Source organism: Burkholderia sp. AU33423 (assembly GCF_002223135.1).
Lineage (GTDB): Bacteria > Pseudomonadota > Gammaproteobacteria > Burkholderiales > Burkholderiaceae > Burkholderia > Burkholderia lata_D.
Map to the genome: position 1 here is coordinate 1,472,457 of NZ_NKFH01000007.1, position 13,114 is coordinate 1,485,570.

At 67.9% G+C, this 13,114-nt stretch carries 13 protein-coding genes; 3 read left to right on the forward strand and 10 right to left on the reverse strand.

Annotated features, from left to right (window positions below; translation table 11 throughout):
* Positions 1–226 precede the first annotated feature (226 nt).
* Both CFB50_RS25175 and CFB50_RS25180 read left to right on the forward strand, forming a co-directional pair.
* Positions 227–1,291, forward strand: coding sequence for a phytoene/squalene synthase family protein (locus CFB50_RS25175; protein ID WP_089447538.1), 1,065 nt, complete (start codon positions 227–229; stop codon positions 1,289–1,291).
* A gap of 490 nt (positions 1,292–1,781) precedes the next feature.
* A complete protein-coding gene (locus CFB50_RS25180) occupies positions 1,782–2,996 on the forward strand; it encodes a porin (protein WP_069251452.1) in 1,215 nt (404 codons plus the stop codon).
* 377 nt (positions 2,997–3,373) lie between these two features.
* On the opposite strand, the gene CFB50_RS25185 is transcribed toward CFB50_RS25180, so the two are convergent.
* Entirely contained in the window at positions 3,374–3,718 is a 345-nt protein-coding gene (locus CFB50_RS25185; RefSeq protein ID WP_089447539.1) for a winged helix-turn-helix transcriptional regulator, read from the reverse strand.
* 172 nt (positions 3,719–3,890) lie between these two features.
* Here CFB50_RS25185 and CFB50_RS25190 point away from each other — a divergent pair, with 172 nt between their 5' ends.
* On the forward strand, positions 3,891–4,673 hold the full coding sequence (locus CFB50_RS25190; RefSeq protein ID WP_089447540.1) for an SDR family oxidoreductase: 783 nt from the start codon (positions 3,891–3,893) through the stop codon (positions 4,671–4,673).
* Positions 4,674–4,788: 115 nt separating this feature from the next.
* Here CFB50_RS25190 and CFB50_RS39635 read toward each other — a convergent pair whose 3' ends face one another.
* The 9 genes from CFB50_RS39635 to pdxR all read right to left on the reverse strand — a co-directional run bounded on the left by CFB50_RS39635 (position 4,789) and on the right by pdxR (position 12,915).
* The gene (locus CFB50_RS39635; RefSeq protein ID WP_179254225.1) at positions 4,789–4,941 is read right to left on the reverse strand and encodes a hypothetical protein; all 153 of its coding nucleotides are present in this window, start codon (positions 4,939–4,941) and stop codon (positions 4,789–4,791) included.
* Positions 4,938–6,428: an efflux transporter outer membrane subunit gene (locus tag CFB50_RS25195; RefSeq protein ID WP_089447541.1), complete on the reverse strand. Its 1,491-nt coding sequence runs from the start codon at positions 6,426–6,428 to the stop codon at positions 4,938–4,940. The genes CFB50_RS39635 and CFB50_RS25195 overlap by 4 nt, the downstream gene beginning before the upstream one ends.
* Positions 6,429–6,438: 10 nt before the next feature.
* On the reverse strand, positions 6,439–7,593 hold the full coding sequence (locus CFB50_RS25200) for an ABC transporter permease (RefSeq protein WP_089447542.1): 1,155 nt from the start codon (positions 7,591–7,593) through the stop codon (positions 6,439–6,441).
* Positions 7,590–8,549 carry an ABC transporter ATP-binding protein gene (locus CFB50_RS25205; RefSeq protein ID WP_089447543.1) on the reverse strand — a complete coding sequence of 320 codons (960 nt, stop codon included), beginning with the start codon at positions 8,547–8,549 and terminating at the stop codon, positions 7,590–7,592. The genes CFB50_RS25200 and CFB50_RS25205 overlap by 4 nt, the downstream gene beginning before the upstream one ends.
* On the reverse strand, positions 8,546–9,511 hold the full coding sequence (locus tag CFB50_RS25210; RefSeq protein WP_089447544.1) for an HlyD family secretion protein: 966 nt from the start codon (positions 9,509–9,511) through the stop codon (positions 8,546–8,548). Before CFB50_RS25210 ends, CFB50_RS25205 begins: the two co-directional genes overlap by 4 nt.
* The gene (locus CFB50_RS25215; protein WP_089447545.1) at positions 9,508–10,206 is read right to left on the reverse strand and encodes a TetR/AcrR family transcriptional regulator; all 699 of its coding nucleotides are present in this window, start codon (positions 10,204–10,206) and stop codon (positions 9,508–9,510) included. The genes CFB50_RS25210 and CFB50_RS25215 overlap by 4 nt, the downstream gene beginning before the upstream one ends.
* Before the next feature lie 260 nt (positions 10,207–10,466).
* Positions 10,467–10,889 carry a cupin domain-containing protein gene (locus CFB50_RS25220; RefSeq protein WP_089447546.1) on the reverse strand — a complete coding sequence of 141 codons (423 nt, stop codon included), beginning with the start codon at positions 10,887–10,889 and terminating at the stop codon, positions 10,467–10,469.
* 10 nt (positions 10,890–10,899) lie between these two features.
* Complete coding sequence (locus CFB50_RS25225) at positions 10,900–11,337, reverse strand: carboxymuconolactone decarboxylase family protein (RefSeq protein ID WP_069251461.1); 438 nt, start codon at positions 11,335–11,337, stop codon at positions 10,900–10,902.
* A 93-nt stretch (positions 11,338–11,430) separates the two neighbouring features.
* The gene (pdxR, locus tag CFB50_RS25230; protein WP_089447547.1) at positions 11,431–12,915 is read right to left on the reverse strand and encodes a MocR-like pyridoxine biosynthesis transcription factor PdxR; all 1,485 of its coding nucleotides are present in this window, start codon (positions 12,913–12,915) and stop codon (positions 11,431–11,433) included.
* Positions 12,916–13,114: the final 199 nt, after the last annotated feature.

Sequence of the window (13,114 nt, forward strand, 5' to 3'; positions counted from 1 at the left end):
AGGGTGCAATGCCCGCGGCAGGGCGGTTGACCGCGACCTGGCGTGACGCGCATTCCGGCCGTCTCGGGCAGGCTGGCCGCCGGATGCACTAAACTTGCGGGAATTTTGCATCGCCGCGCCGGGGCCGACGCCCGCCTGGCGCGACGATGCGGCGACTCGCGGGCCGGCGCGGGCGCCCGGCGCCCGTGTGCGTCCGGGGCCCGCGCCGGCCGATTTTTCCCGACCCATGACGACTCGAACCGATTCCGCTTTCCTGCTCGGCGACCTGCTGAAGAACGTTTCCCGCTCCTTCTACCTGACGCTGCGCGTGCTGCCCGACGGCATGCGCGACCCGGTCGGCCTCGCGTACCTGCTCGCGCGCGCGGCCGACACGATCGCCGATACGGCGCTCGTCGCACCGGATCGCCGGGCGGCGTTGCTGACCGACCTGCGCGACGAGGTCGAGCGGCTTGGCGACGGCGTGGCGCTGTCGCGCGCGCTCGAGGACGTGACGCGGATGCAGACCGATTCGCACGAACACGTGCTGCTCGGCTCGATGGAGCCGATGCTCGCGCTGCTGCGCACGCAGCCGGACGCCGACCGCGCGTCGATCCGCAAGGTCGTCGCGACGCTGACGGCGGGGATGGTATTCGACCTGCGCACGTTCCCCGACGAGCAGTCGGGGCGCGTCGTGTCGTTGCCGACGCGCGGCGAACTCGACCGCTACACGTATCTCGTGGCCGGCTGCGTCGGCGAGTTCTGGACCGACATGACGGGGATGCACACGCCGGCCGCGCGCGGCTGGAACCTGCCGGACATGTGCGAGAAGGGCATCCGTTTCGGCAAGGCGCTGCAGATGACCAACATCCTGCGCGACTGCGGGAAGGACCTGCGCATCGGCCGGTGTTACCTGCCCGACGACGTGCTGGGTGCGCACGGGCTCGGCGTCGCCGACCTGATGGCGGCCGATGCGTCGGCGCGCGCGCGCGGCGTACTCGTCGACCTGCTGCGCGTGACGCTCGACCAGTATCGCGACGCGTGTCTGTACACGCTCGCGATCCCGCGCCGCTTCGTGCGGCTGCGGCTCGCGTGCCTGTGGCCGATCATGATCGGCCTCGAAACGCTCGAGCTGCTGGCCGGCCACCCGGCGTGGCTCGATCCGGCAAAGCCGGCCAAGGTACCGAGAAAGCGCGTCTACCGGATCATGGCGTCGTCGCTCGCGCTGGTCGGCTCGAACACCGCGATTCGTGCGCGCCTGACCGCGCTCGCCGATGCCGTGAACGCGCATCTCGCGCAGCCGGCCACGCGCTGACTCGCACTGAACGATGCCGGCCCGACAGGTGCCGGCATCGCCCCTCGGCCCGCGTTCGCCGGGCCATCACCTTCCGTCCCTTCGCGCGTCGACTAAAAACGTTTTCATTATTTCGTGTCGCGAAACGTGGGTGTCATGAACGTCAGCGATCCTTCGCGGCGGCGTGAATCGTGGTGTCAGCTACGGTCGCGCATTTGTAAGACGTATGTTGCCGAAGGCATCTGACAACATCCGACGGTCGTGTTGCACCCGTAAAAATGTAAAGCTAGGGTTTTCACCGGGAAATGCCGGAAAGGCCCGCCGCGTAAGCGTTTTCAGGTGTTATGTAACCGCTTGGTGAACCCCTGCGTTGCGTCGATCATACGATGACCGACTGCACGTGTTGGGAAATAATCGGTAATCCGTCAGAATCCCGTCGGCATGTACTCGCACATGTGTCAGTCATAAAACCACACCAGAAAAGAAATCATTCTTTGAGGACGGAGAATCAATGAAAAAGCGCGTCGCTTTCGCCATGACGGCAGTCGGTCTCGCAGCCGCTACCGCCGCCCACGCCCAGAGCAGCGTGACCCTGTACGGTATCGTCGACAACGGTATCGCTTGGCAGAACAACTCGTCGGCAGTCGGTGCGACCACGGGTGGTCATTCGAAGGTGCAAATGTCCACCGGCGTGTGGGCAGGCAGCCGCTTCGGCCTGAAGGGCAGCGAAGATCTCGGCGGCGGCACGAAGGCGATTTTCCAGTTGGAAGCCGGCGTCAACACGGCTAACGGCTCGTCGCAGTGGACCAACGGCATCTTCACGCGTCAGGCGTGGGTTGGCCTGACCAACAGCACGTACGGTACGCTGACGGCCGGCCGCCAGTACACCGCGTACTACACGCTGCTGTCGCCGTACAGCCCGACGACCTGGCTGACCGGTTACTACGGCGCACACCCGGGCGATATCGACTCGCTGGATACCAGCTATCGCGCGAACAACTCGCTCGTCTACATGTCGCCGAAGTTCTACGGCTTCACGGTCGGCGGTTCGTACTCGTTCGGCGGCGTCGCAGGCGCGACGAACCGTGGCTCGACGTGGAGCGCGGCAATCCAGTACCTGAACGGCCCGGCAGGCATCGCGGTCGGCTATCAGAAGGTCAACAACGCAACGCTCGGCGGCGGCGTGTGGGGCGCGAACTCGACGGTCGAGAACGGCCTGACGGCATCGGGCGACGGCAACCAGCCGGCTGTTTCGTCGATCAACAACGGCTATGCCACGGCGCAATCGCAACAGCGTATCGCTGTGACGGCGGGCTACCAGTTCACGCCGGCATGGGACATTTCGGCATCGTACTCGAACGTCCAGTACACGCCGGGCACCGGTTCGGCGTTCCGCAACACGGCCATCTTCAACACGGCAGGCGCCGTGCTGCACTGGAAGGCAGCCGCTCAGTGGGACTTCGCAGCGGGCTACTCGTACACGGCAGCAACGCAGTCGAACGGCATCACCAGCTCGGCCAAGTACCACCAGGTCACGCTGTCGCAGTACTACAGCCTGTCGAAGCGCACGGGCCTGTACGCAGTTGAGGCTTACCAGCATTCGAGCGGCAACACGCTCAATGGCGGCAAGATCATCGCTGCAACGACGTCCATCGGCGACGGCGTGGGCGCAGGTTCGAAGCAGAACCAGATCGGCGTCGGCGTCGGCCTGATCCACCGCTTCTGATGTCGCGCGGCGCGCGAGCGCCGCTTACGGCATGCGGTATGAAGAACCGGCCTTCGGGCCGGTTTTTTTATGCACCCGGCATGGGCGCACTCCCGCGGGGACAAGTCCCGCCATAAGCCGGTCATGGCGAACGAAGCGCGGCGCAACTGCGTGAGGGTGTCGAAGGTCCGTCATGCTGGCGCGTGGGCGCCGTGCAATGCCCGATGACGGGGCGGAGTTCAGTCTTGTGCCGTGGCGGCCAGTGGACCGAATCAATCCGGGCAGCGTGGAATCGCCGCTGACGCCGGCATCGTCCGGTACAGCCGTCACAGCGAGAAGATCAAATCACGAGAACGCGCACGCATCCCGCGATTCGGGTTGCGCCCGTGACGTGTGAATCAGGCATCGTTCTCGTCGGGGTGCGGGCGTAGAGCGGCCCATTTCAGCAGCGCATCGAGCGTCGGACAGAGCGCCTGCCCCCAATCGGTCAGGCCGTACTCGACCTTCGGCGGCACCTGAGGGTGAACGATCCGGCGAACCACCCCATCTATCTCCATCTGGCGAAGTTGCTGAGCAAGCATCTTCTGCGTGATGGCAGGGATCGCTCGTTCGAGTTCAGAGAATCGCAGCAGGTTGCCGCCGAACAGATGGAACAGGATAACCAGCTTCCATTTTCCGTCGAATATCTTGAGCGCCTGGCCGACACCCGCGGCGGCCGAGGTCGGGGTCCATTTCTTTTCCAATTTTCATCCTTACCGTTGAGTAAGCACCTTACTTTTTCGTGCGTTCTTCCTGTTTCGGGCGCTTGGCTTCATCATTCCGGCTGATCGACCCTGATTGCACCGGGCGATCCGGTGCCCCGTCAAGGTGCCGTCAAGTCGGGTGCAGCAAGATCCTCTCTCTGGAAATCACGCCATGACCTTCAACCTCGAGCTTACCGGCCGCAGGGCCCTTGTCACCGGCGGCACGAAAGGTGTTGGCGCGGCTGTCGTCGAATCCTTGCGAAACGCCGGCGTAACGGTCGTCGCCGCGGCGCGTTCGGTTCCCGATACAGCCGCTGAAGGCGTCACCTGGATCGCCGCCGATCTGACGACGGCGGCCGGATGCCAGGTTCTGTCGAATGCAGTGCTCGATCGCCTCGGCGGCATCGACGTGATCGTCAATGTCCTGGGGGGATCGAGCGCCCCGGGCGGCGGATTCGCAGTCCTGAGCGATGATGAATGGGATGCCGCACTCAATCTGAACCTGATGGCGGCCGTGCGCATCGACCGGGCGTTGCTCCCGTCGATGATCGCACAGGGGGCAGGTGTCATCATCCATGTTACGTCGATACAGAACGCACTGCCGCTGCCCGAGGCGACCACCGCCTATGCGGCAGCGAAGGCGGCACTGTCGACTTACAGCAAGAGCCTGTCGAAGGAAGTCACGCCGAAAGGCGTTCGCGTCGTGCGCGTTTCGCCGGGGTGGGTCGAGACCGAGGCCGCCATGCGGCTAGCCGAGCGGCTGGCGGATGCGGCAGGGACCGACTACGAGGGCGGCAAGAAAATCATCATGGATGCGCTTGGCGGAATTCCACTCGGTCGCCCGGCGAAGCCTCAAGAAGTGGCCGACCTGATCACCTTCCTCGTATCGCCGCGCGCGGCGTCGATCAGCGGCACCGAATATGTGATCGATGGCGGGACCATTCCGACGGTCTAGCATCGACGGATGCATGACCCGCATCTGTTGAAGCGCGCTGAAGCAACAAGGATTCAAGGATGTCGGCCCGACGCATCGTCCATGCGTGGATGCAGGCAGTCGACATCGTCCACGATCACTCGGCATGCTGCTTCCGACGGCAGCAGATGACGCACGCCGGTCGATACGAGAACGCGTCGAGGTGGTCGTCGTCAATGGAATGGCCGTCGCAGAGGAACGTCGCGTCGCGCTTGTCGTGCAGCGGCGGCGACGCGCTCGAGCAGGTCATTGCGCCGCATCGTCCGTCCAGTTCCCCGCCAGCGCCTGAAACAGCGCCGCCGTATCGGCGAGCCGGTCGGCCTGCGCGCGCGTACGATCGAGCGCCGTCTGCAGCGCCTGCCGCTGCGCGTCGAGCAGGTCGAACGTGCTGATCCCGCCCGCCGCGTAGCGGTCGCCGGCAATCCGGTTGCTGGCCGCCGCTTCCTGCGCGGCGGTGTCTCTCGCCTGCAGGGCAGCCGCGTCGTGCTCGACCGCGCGCATTGCATCGGCCACCTGCTGCAGCGCCTCGAGCACGGTTTCACGGTAGCTCGCGAAGGCCGCGTCGTACGCCGCTTCGGCCGCACGTTTCTTCGCGCGCAGTTCACCGCCGTGAAAGAGCGGTTGCGTCAGCCCGAGGCCGACATTCCACACATTGAGCCCGCTCACGAGATCCGCGATGCGCGTGCGCTCCGAGCCGATTCCCGCCGAAATCGAAAAGCGCGGATACAGGTTCGCGGTGGCCACGCCCACGTTCGCGCTCGCCTGGTGCAGCACGGCTTCGGCCGCGCGGATGTCGGGGCGTTCGCGTGCGAGCGTCGACGGTAAAGCGACCGGCAGCGTGCGCGGCAACACGAGCGTATCGAGTGTGAGGTCGGGCAGCACGGCATCGGACGGCGGCACGCCGAGCAGGATCGCGAGCCGGTGGACGGCTTGCGCGAAGCGGGCCTCGAGCGGTGGCAGCGACGCCCGCGTCTGCGCGAGCAGCGCGCGCTGCGCATGCACGTCGGCCTGCGAAACGCCACCCGCCGCGAAACGCGCTTCGACGATGCGTAGCTGCCGCGCCTGCGCATCGATCAGTTGCCGCGTGAGCGCGACCTGCTGCGCGAGCGACGCGCGCAGGATCGCGGTCGCGACGACGTTGCCCGCGAGCGTCAGGCGCGCGGCGTCAAGCGTGTACGCCTGGTAGTCGACCTGCGCGCGCAGGGCTTCGAGCGCACGCCGGTTGCCGCCGAACACGTCGAGCACGTACGACACGCTCACCGACGCGTCGTACAGCGTGAACGGTCCCGGGCTGGGCACGTTGGCGGGCAGGCCGAACGCGGTCGTGTCGACTCGCTGGCGTGTGGCGGACAGGCTCGCATCGACTTTCGGCAACATCGTCGCGCCGGCTTCGGCCGCGTGGTTCTGCCGCGCTTCGTCGAGTCGCGCACGGGCTTGCGCAAGCGTCGGGCTGTTGTGCCACGCGGTATCGACGAGCCGGTTCAGCGGTTCGGAGCCGAACCGCGTCCACCAGTGCTGCGGGGTATGCGCGGCCGATGCGAACGTCTGCGCATCGCCGGTCGGTCCGGCGCTGGAGGCCGTCGTCGCGGGCGGCTCGCCGCGCGTGTAGCGCTGCGTGGCGGGCGCATCCGGCGCGTGGAAATCCGGCCCGACCGCGCATCCGGCGACGAGCAGCGCAGCGGCGACCAGCATGCAACCGCGGGCGGCGTGGAAGGGGCGACGCGAAGCCGGTTTCATCGTGCGGCACCTAGTCGAGCGTGCGCCGGTAGAAGCGCAGCGCGATGCCCATCACGACGACGGTGAACAGCGCGACCGGCCACACCGACGGCCACAGGTCGCTCCAGCCGTTGCCTTTCAGCAGGATCCCGCGCACGAGGCGGTTGAAGTAGGTGAGCGGCAGCAGGTTGCCGATGAACTGCGCCCACTTCGGCATCCCGGCGAACGGGAACATGAAGCCCGACAGCAGGATGTTCGGCAGGAAGTAGAACACCGCGAGCTGCATCGCCTGCAACTGGTTCTGCGCGAGCGACGACAGCGTGATGCCGACCGTCAGGTTCGCGGCGATGAACAGCAGCGCGGACAGGTAGATCGCGAACACGCCGCCGACAAACGGCACCTCGAACACGAAGCGCGCCGCGGCGACGATGATCGACACCTGGATCAGCCCGATCAGCACGTACGGGACGATCTTGCCCGTCATCACCTCGAGCGGCCGCACCGGCGTCGCGAGCAGGTTCTCCATCGTGCCGCGCTCGCGTTCGCGCGTGATCGCGAGGCCCGTCATCATCACCATCGTCATCGTCAGGATCACGCCCATCAGGCCGGGCACGACGTTGTACTGCGTGATGCCCTCGGGGTTGTACAGCCGGTGCAGCACGACGTTGAACGCAGCCGGGCGGCCGTTCAGGTAGGCGAGCGGGCCCGTCAGGTCCTTGTCGGCGACGGGCTGCACGAGGCCCGGCAGCGCGGCGATCGCCGACGCGGTCGCGACGGGATCGGTCGCGTCCGCCTCGACGAGCAGCGACGGACGCTCGCCGCGCAGCAGCCGCCGCGAGAAATCGGCCGGCACGTTCAGCACGAACTGCACGTCGCCGCGGGCGAGCGCATGCCGGCCGGCCGCCTCGTCGGGCAGGGTCTCGACGATGTCGAAGTACGCGGAATTGCGCATCGCGGCGATGAAGCTGCGCGCGAACGGGCTCGCATCGGCGACGATCACGGCCGTGGGCAGATGCTTCGGATCGGTGTTGATCGCGAAGCCGAACAGCGTGAGCTGGATGATCGGCACGCCGACGATCATCGCGAACGTCACGCGGTCGCGCCGCAGCTGCAGGAATTCCTTCAGCACGATGCTCCACCAGCGGGCGACCGAGAACGCATCGCGCAGGCGCGCCCACGCGTTCATGACGACGCTCCGCCGGACGGCCCGGATGCGCGGCCCATCATGAAGATGAAGACGTCCTCGAGCCCGGTGTCGATCGGCGCGACCTGCAGCGCGGCAGACCCGTCGGCTTGCGCCGCGACCTGAGCGAGCGTCGCGTCGAGCTGCGCCTGATCACGGCCGCTCACATGGAGCACCGAGCCGAACACGACCGTCTGGTCGACGCCCGGCATCGTGCGCAGCCGAGCGGACAGTTCACTCAGATGCGCGCCGGTGATCGCGCGAGTCGCGAGCCCCTGCGACGCGACGATCTCCGCCGACGTGCCCTGCGCGAGCAGCTCGCCGTACGCGATGTACGCGAGCTTGTGGCAGCGCTCGGCTTCGTCCATGTAGTGCGTGCTGACGAGCACCGAGATGCCTTGTGCGGCCAGCCGGTGCAGTTCTTCCCAGAAGTCGCGGCGCGCGGCCGGGTCGACGCCGGCCGTCGGCTCGTCGAGCAGCAGCAGCGCCGGCTCGTGCAGCATGCAGGCGGCCAGCGCGAGGCGCTGCTTCCAGCCGCCCGACAGCGCGCCGGTGAGTTGATCCGCGCGGCTCGCGAGGCCGAGCCCGTCGAGTGCGCGCGCGACGGCCGCCTTGCGGTCGGGCATCCCGTACACGCGCGCGACGAAGTCGAGGTTCTCGCGGATCGACAGGTCTTCCCAGTACGAGAAGCGCTGCGTCATGTAGCCGACGCGCCGCTTGATCTGCGCGCTGTCGCGCACGATGTCGTAGCCGAGGCAGGTGCCGCTGCCCGAGTCGGGCGTGAGCAGCCCGCACATCATCCGGATCGACGTGGTCTTGCCGCTGCCGTTCGGGCCGAGAAAGCCGAAGATCTCGCCGCGTGCGACGCGCAGCGACACGTCCTTCACGACGTGCTTGTCGCCGAAATGCTTGTTCAGGCGATCGACGTCGATCGCATACGGTGCGGGTGGCACGTTCATGGCACGTTCACGGCGACGGGCTGGCCCGGATGCAGCTTCGGCGCATCGGCGACGGTGGGGCGCGCCTCGATCATGAACACGAGCTTGGTCCGGCTCTCGTTGCTGTAGATCACGGGCGGCGTGTATTCGGCCTCGCTCGACACGTAGGTGATGCGCGCGGGCACGTCGGCCGCACAGCCGTCGCAGTGGATCGCGACCGTGCGCCCCGGCGCGAGCGAGGCGACGGCGGCCTCCGGCACGAAGAAGCGCACCTTCAGGTTTTGCGGCGGCAGCATCTGCACGACCGGATTGCCGGCCTGCACCCATTCGCCGACGCGGTACAGCGTGTCGTACACGCGCCCGCCGGCGGGCGCGGCGACGCGCTTCTGGTCGAGCTTCCATTGCGCCTCGGCAACCGCCGCCTGCGCGGCATCCACCTGCGCGGCCTGCGCGGTCACTTGCTGCGCGCGGCCCGGCAGGCGTGCGACGTCGACCTGTTTCTGCAATTCGCGCATCTGCGCGGCGGTGGTTTGCGCGGACGTGCGCGAATCGTCGAGCTGCTGTTTCGACAAGCCGCCGGCCGCGTACTGGCTTTCGTCGCGCACGCGTTGCGCGGCGGCCCGCGCGGCTTGCGCGGTGGCCTGTGCGAGCTGCGCCTGCGTGACCGCGATTTCCGGCGGGCGCTTGCCGGTCTGCAGGTCGGCAAGCTGTGCGCGGGCGGCTGCGAGCTGGTGCTGCGCCTGCAGCAGCGCGGCCGTTTCGTTGGCGGCTTCGAGCGAGAAGGCCGGCGTGCCGGCGGCGAGGGTCTGGCCGCGCGCGACCGACAACTGCGCCAGCGTGCCCGATTGCGACGACGACAGGTACACGAATTCGCCTTCGACGTAGCCCTGGTAGGTCGTGCCGTTGCTCGCTTGCCGTCCGCAACCGGCGAGCAGCGCGACCGCGGCGGCCAGCGCGAGCGGCAGTGCGCGCGCCATGTTCACGATGGCCTCCGCGGCGAGCGGGCCCGTGCGCGACGCGCGGCAGCCGGCGGCTGCATGCCCGACCCGAGCAGCGCGCGGACGTGGCGGTGTAGCACGTCGCGGTCGATCGGCGGCAGGCCGCGCGCGCTTTGCCACAGTTTCGCGGTCGCGAGCGGCAGCATCACCAGCGCGATGATCGAGTGGAACAGGAACGCGGGTTCGAGCGCGGGGTTCAGCGTGCCGGCCTGCTGCGCGCCGCGGATGCGTTCGGCGAAGCGCCCGACATGTTCGAGCGGAATGCGCCGGACCATCCGCTCGCGCAGCAGCCCGCCTTCATGGATGATCTCGCGCAGCCAGATCGACGGCAGCCACGGCATGCGGTGCGTGACGTCGAAGAAGCGGTCGACGAGTTCGGCGACGAGCGCGAACGGGTCGTTTTCGATTTGCGGCTCGGTCGGCCGCCACACGAACGCGATGGCCTGCGCGAGCCGTTCCTCGACGATCGCGTCGAGCAACTGCTCGCGATTCGTGAAGTAGTAGTGAACCATCGCCGACGTGACGCCGGCGGCGGCGGCGATCTGCGCGACGGTCGTCGCGGCGATGCCGCGCTCGGCGAACAACTGCATCGCGACGTCGAGCATATGGCCGCGCAGGTCGAAATCGTCGACCGACGGGCGGCGCCCGCGCGGCCTGGCGACGGTGGATTTCGCGTTCATGAAATCGACGCTAATTGATGAGTTAGTTAATTTCAAGGAAGGGTTTTCCGCCCGAGTTGATCGCGATCAGGCGAGCGTCGAACGGGGGCGCGGGTGGGCGGGGAGGTGACGTGATGCGGCGCGGTGCGGCAAGCCGGCGGCGGAGTGTAGGGAGCAGCTAATGGAGACGCGGCGGGACGTGGCGGGACCACACGGTATGGAAAGCCGGTCGCGAAGCGGGGGGCGCGTGCCTGGACGATGGCACGCCCCCCGGAAAGCGCTTACTGATCGATCGGTGACGTCAGCGGCACGTGTTCGCCGGTCAGCCCGAACACGACGAGCTGCGCGGGCTCGGTCGCGCTCGCGTTGCGCGACACCTGGTGGCGCGAGCCGGGCGCCTCGTACCAGCCTTCGCCGGCGCGATAGCGGTGCAGCGGGCCGCCGTTCACCTGCGACAGTACTTCGCCTTTCGACACGACCGCGAACACCGAGCCGAGGTGCCGGTGCGCTTCGGACGCCTGGCCGGGCGCATAGTCGACGGTCGCGACGACCGCGAGCTTGCCGGGGGCTTCGGGCACGGCCTGCTGCATGATCGTGTGCACGTTGTCGCCGGCGTCGTGCGCCCGGGCAGCGGCCGGCAGCAGCGCGACGCCGGCCGCGAGCGATGCGCACAGGGCGGCGCGACGGAGCGTAGCGTCCATCATCGTCGTCTCCTTACTCGGGCATCTTGCGGAACGCAATCGCGAAACGGTTCCACGAGTTGATCGTCGCGATCAGCATCGACAGGTCGAACAGCTCTTCATCGGTGAAATGCGGCTTCACGGCTTCCCAGACGGCATCGGGCACGTGGTTGCTGGCGACCAGCGTCAGCGCCTCGGTCCATTCCAGCGCCGCGCGTTCGCGCTCGGTGAAGAACGGCGTTTCGCGCCACGTGACGACGGTGGCCAGCCGGCGCTCGGTTTCGCCGCCCTTGCGCGCGTCGGTCGTGTGCATGTCGACGCAGAACGCGCAGCCGTTGATCTGCGATGCACGCAGGCGGACGAGTTCGGCGAGCGGCTTCTCGATCGAACTCTTCGCGAGGAATTCCTCGGCGTTGCGCATCACCTTGATCGCATTCGGGCTGGCGGCGTAGAAGTTCAGGCGCGGTTGCATGGCAGGTCCTTTTCGGTTGGAGCGCACGGTGGCGCGACAGGACCCACTTTAAGACGCATGCTGGCCTGCTTGAATGGCCAATTTCCGGGAAATTCAGGTAACCAGTGCCGAGCCGCCGATGGCGTCCGAACCCAGCAGGCCGGCCAGCGTCGCGAGCGCCGTGTCGATGCGCAGCGCGTCGATCCCGCCATAGCCGAACAGCAGCCCCGCACGGACCGGCACGCCGACGTGGAACGCCGAGATGCCGTACAGGCCGATGTCCTGCGCGCGGGCCGCGCGGACCAGCGCCGCTTCGTCGAGCCCCGGCTTCAGGTAGGCCGCGAGGTGGATGCCGGCGCTCGGCACGATCGCGTCGAACCATGACGCGAGTTCGCCGCGCAGATGCGCGACCAGCATCTTGCGGCGCGCCTCGTAGTGCTTCTGCACGCGCTTCAGGTGCCGCGCGAAATCGCCTTCGAGCATGAAGCGCGCGAGCGCCGCCTGCGTCAGCGTGCAGGTGTGCCAGTCGACGATCTGCTTCGCCTTGGTCAGCGCGCCGCGCAGCGCGCGCGGCGGAATCGTGTAGCCGATCCGCAGTTCCGGAAAGATCGTCTTCGAAAACGTGCCGACGTACGCAACGAGGCCCGTGCGGTCGAGGCTCTTCAGCGATTCCACCGGCCGGCCCTCGAAGCGGAACTCGCCGTCGTAGTCGTCCTCGATGATCACCGCGCGACGGCGCTGCGCCCATTCGAGCAGCGCGACGCGCCGGTCCAGCGTCATCGGCATGCCGAGCGGGAACTGATGCGACGGCGTCACGTAGACGAGGCGCGCGTCGTCGGGCAGCCGTTCCGTCACCAGCCCCTGCGCGTCGACTGGCACGCCGATCACCGTCGCGCCGAGCGACGCGAACGCGGCGCGGGCGGGTGGATAGCCGGGATCCTCGACCGCCACCACATCGCCGGGCCGCACGACGACGCGGGCGAGCAGGTCGAGCGCCTGTTGCGCGCCTTGCGTGACGAGCACGTCGTCCCAGCCGCACGCGACCGCGCGGCTGAACGCGACGTAGCGCGCGATCGCGCCGCGCAACTGCGGGTCGCCGGCCGGGTCGTGGTACTGGGCCGGGCCGCGCATCTGCTGGCGCAGCGCGTGATGCAGGCAGCGCCGCCACGCGTCGAACGGGAACAGCGCCTTGTCGGTCACGCCGCCGCGGAAGTCGAAGCCGGGCGCATCCTGCGGCGTGGGCATCGAGAGCGCGTCGGGCAGGTCGTTCCACAGCGCACGCGCATCGACTGCGTCGACGCGGGGCGTGTATTCGACGAGGGAGGGCGCCGACATGGCCGCGGCGTGCGGCACGCGCGCAAGGCCGTCGGCGACGAACGTGCCGTCGCCCGCGCGCGTGGTCAGGTAACCCTCGGCGACGAGACGCTCGAACGCGTCGAGCGTCGTCTTGCGCGATACGCCGAGCTGTTTCGCGAGGTCGCGCGTTGACGGCAGCCGCGCGCCGCCGGCGAGCCGTCCGTCGACGATCGCGGTGCGCAGTTGCCGGAAGATCTGCCCCGTCAGGTCGTGACGGCCTTCGATGCGGATCGCGATGTCCATCGCAGTGGTTACCTCGATTGCAGTAATTTCGTGCCGATCAGCATACCGAAGGCGACGAAAGAATGGGTGGCTCTGCGCGGCATGACGGCTTCGCGGGTGTCGCGCGATGCACGAACCGGCCGCACGGTGCAAGGAATCCCGACAGGGCGACGCGGGCGGCCGGCGAACCCGTGCATCGTGGAACGCTGGCCCGGCGGTA

Excerpts from the sequence above, each read along its gene's own strand:
- CFB50_RS25175 (WP_089447538.1), top strand. The coding sequence starts at position 227 with ATGACGACTCGAACCGATTCCGCTTTCCTGCTCGGCGACCTGCTGAAG.
- CFB50_RS25180 (WP_069251452.1), top strand. The coding sequence starts at position 1,782 with ATGAAAAAGCGCGTCGCTTTCGCCATGACGGCAGTCGGTCTCGCAGCC.
- CFB50_RS25190 (WP_089447540.1), top strand. The coding sequence starts at position 3,891 with ATGACCTTCAACCTCGAGCTTACCGGCCGCAGGGCCCTTGTCACCGGC.
- CFB50_RS39635 (WP_179254225.1), bottom strand. The coding sequence starts at position 4,941 with ATGACCTGCTCGAGCGCGTCGCCGCCGCTGCACGACAAGCGCGACGCG.
- CFB50_RS25195 (WP_089447541.1), bottom strand. The coding sequence starts at position 6,428 with ATGAAACCGGCTTCGCGTCGCCCCTTCCACGCCGCCCGCGGTTGCATG.
- CFB50_RS25200 (WP_089447542.1), bottom strand. The coding sequence starts at position 7,593 with ATGAACGCGTGGGCGCGCCTGCGCGATGCGTTCTCGGTCGCCCGCTGG.
- CFB50_RS25205 (WP_089447543.1), bottom strand. The coding sequence starts at position 8,549 with ATGAACGTGCCACCCGCACCGTATGCGATCGACGTCGATCGCCTGAAC.
- CFB50_RS25215 (WP_089447545.1), bottom strand. The coding sequence starts at position 10,206 with ATGAACGCGAAATCCACCGTCGCCAGGCCGCGCGGGCGCCGCCCGTCG.
- CFB50_RS25220 (WP_089447546.1), bottom strand. The coding sequence starts at position 10,889 with ATGATGGACGCTACGCTCCGTCGCGCCGCCCTGTGCGCATCGCTCGCG.
- CFB50_RS25225 (WP_069251461.1), bottom strand. The coding sequence starts at position 11,337 with ATGCAACCGCGCCTGAACTTCTACGCCGCCAGCCCGAATGCGATCAAG.
- pdxR (WP_089447547.1), bottom strand. The coding sequence starts at position 12,915 with ATGGACATCGCGATCCGCATCGAAGGCCGTCACGACCTGACGGGGCAG.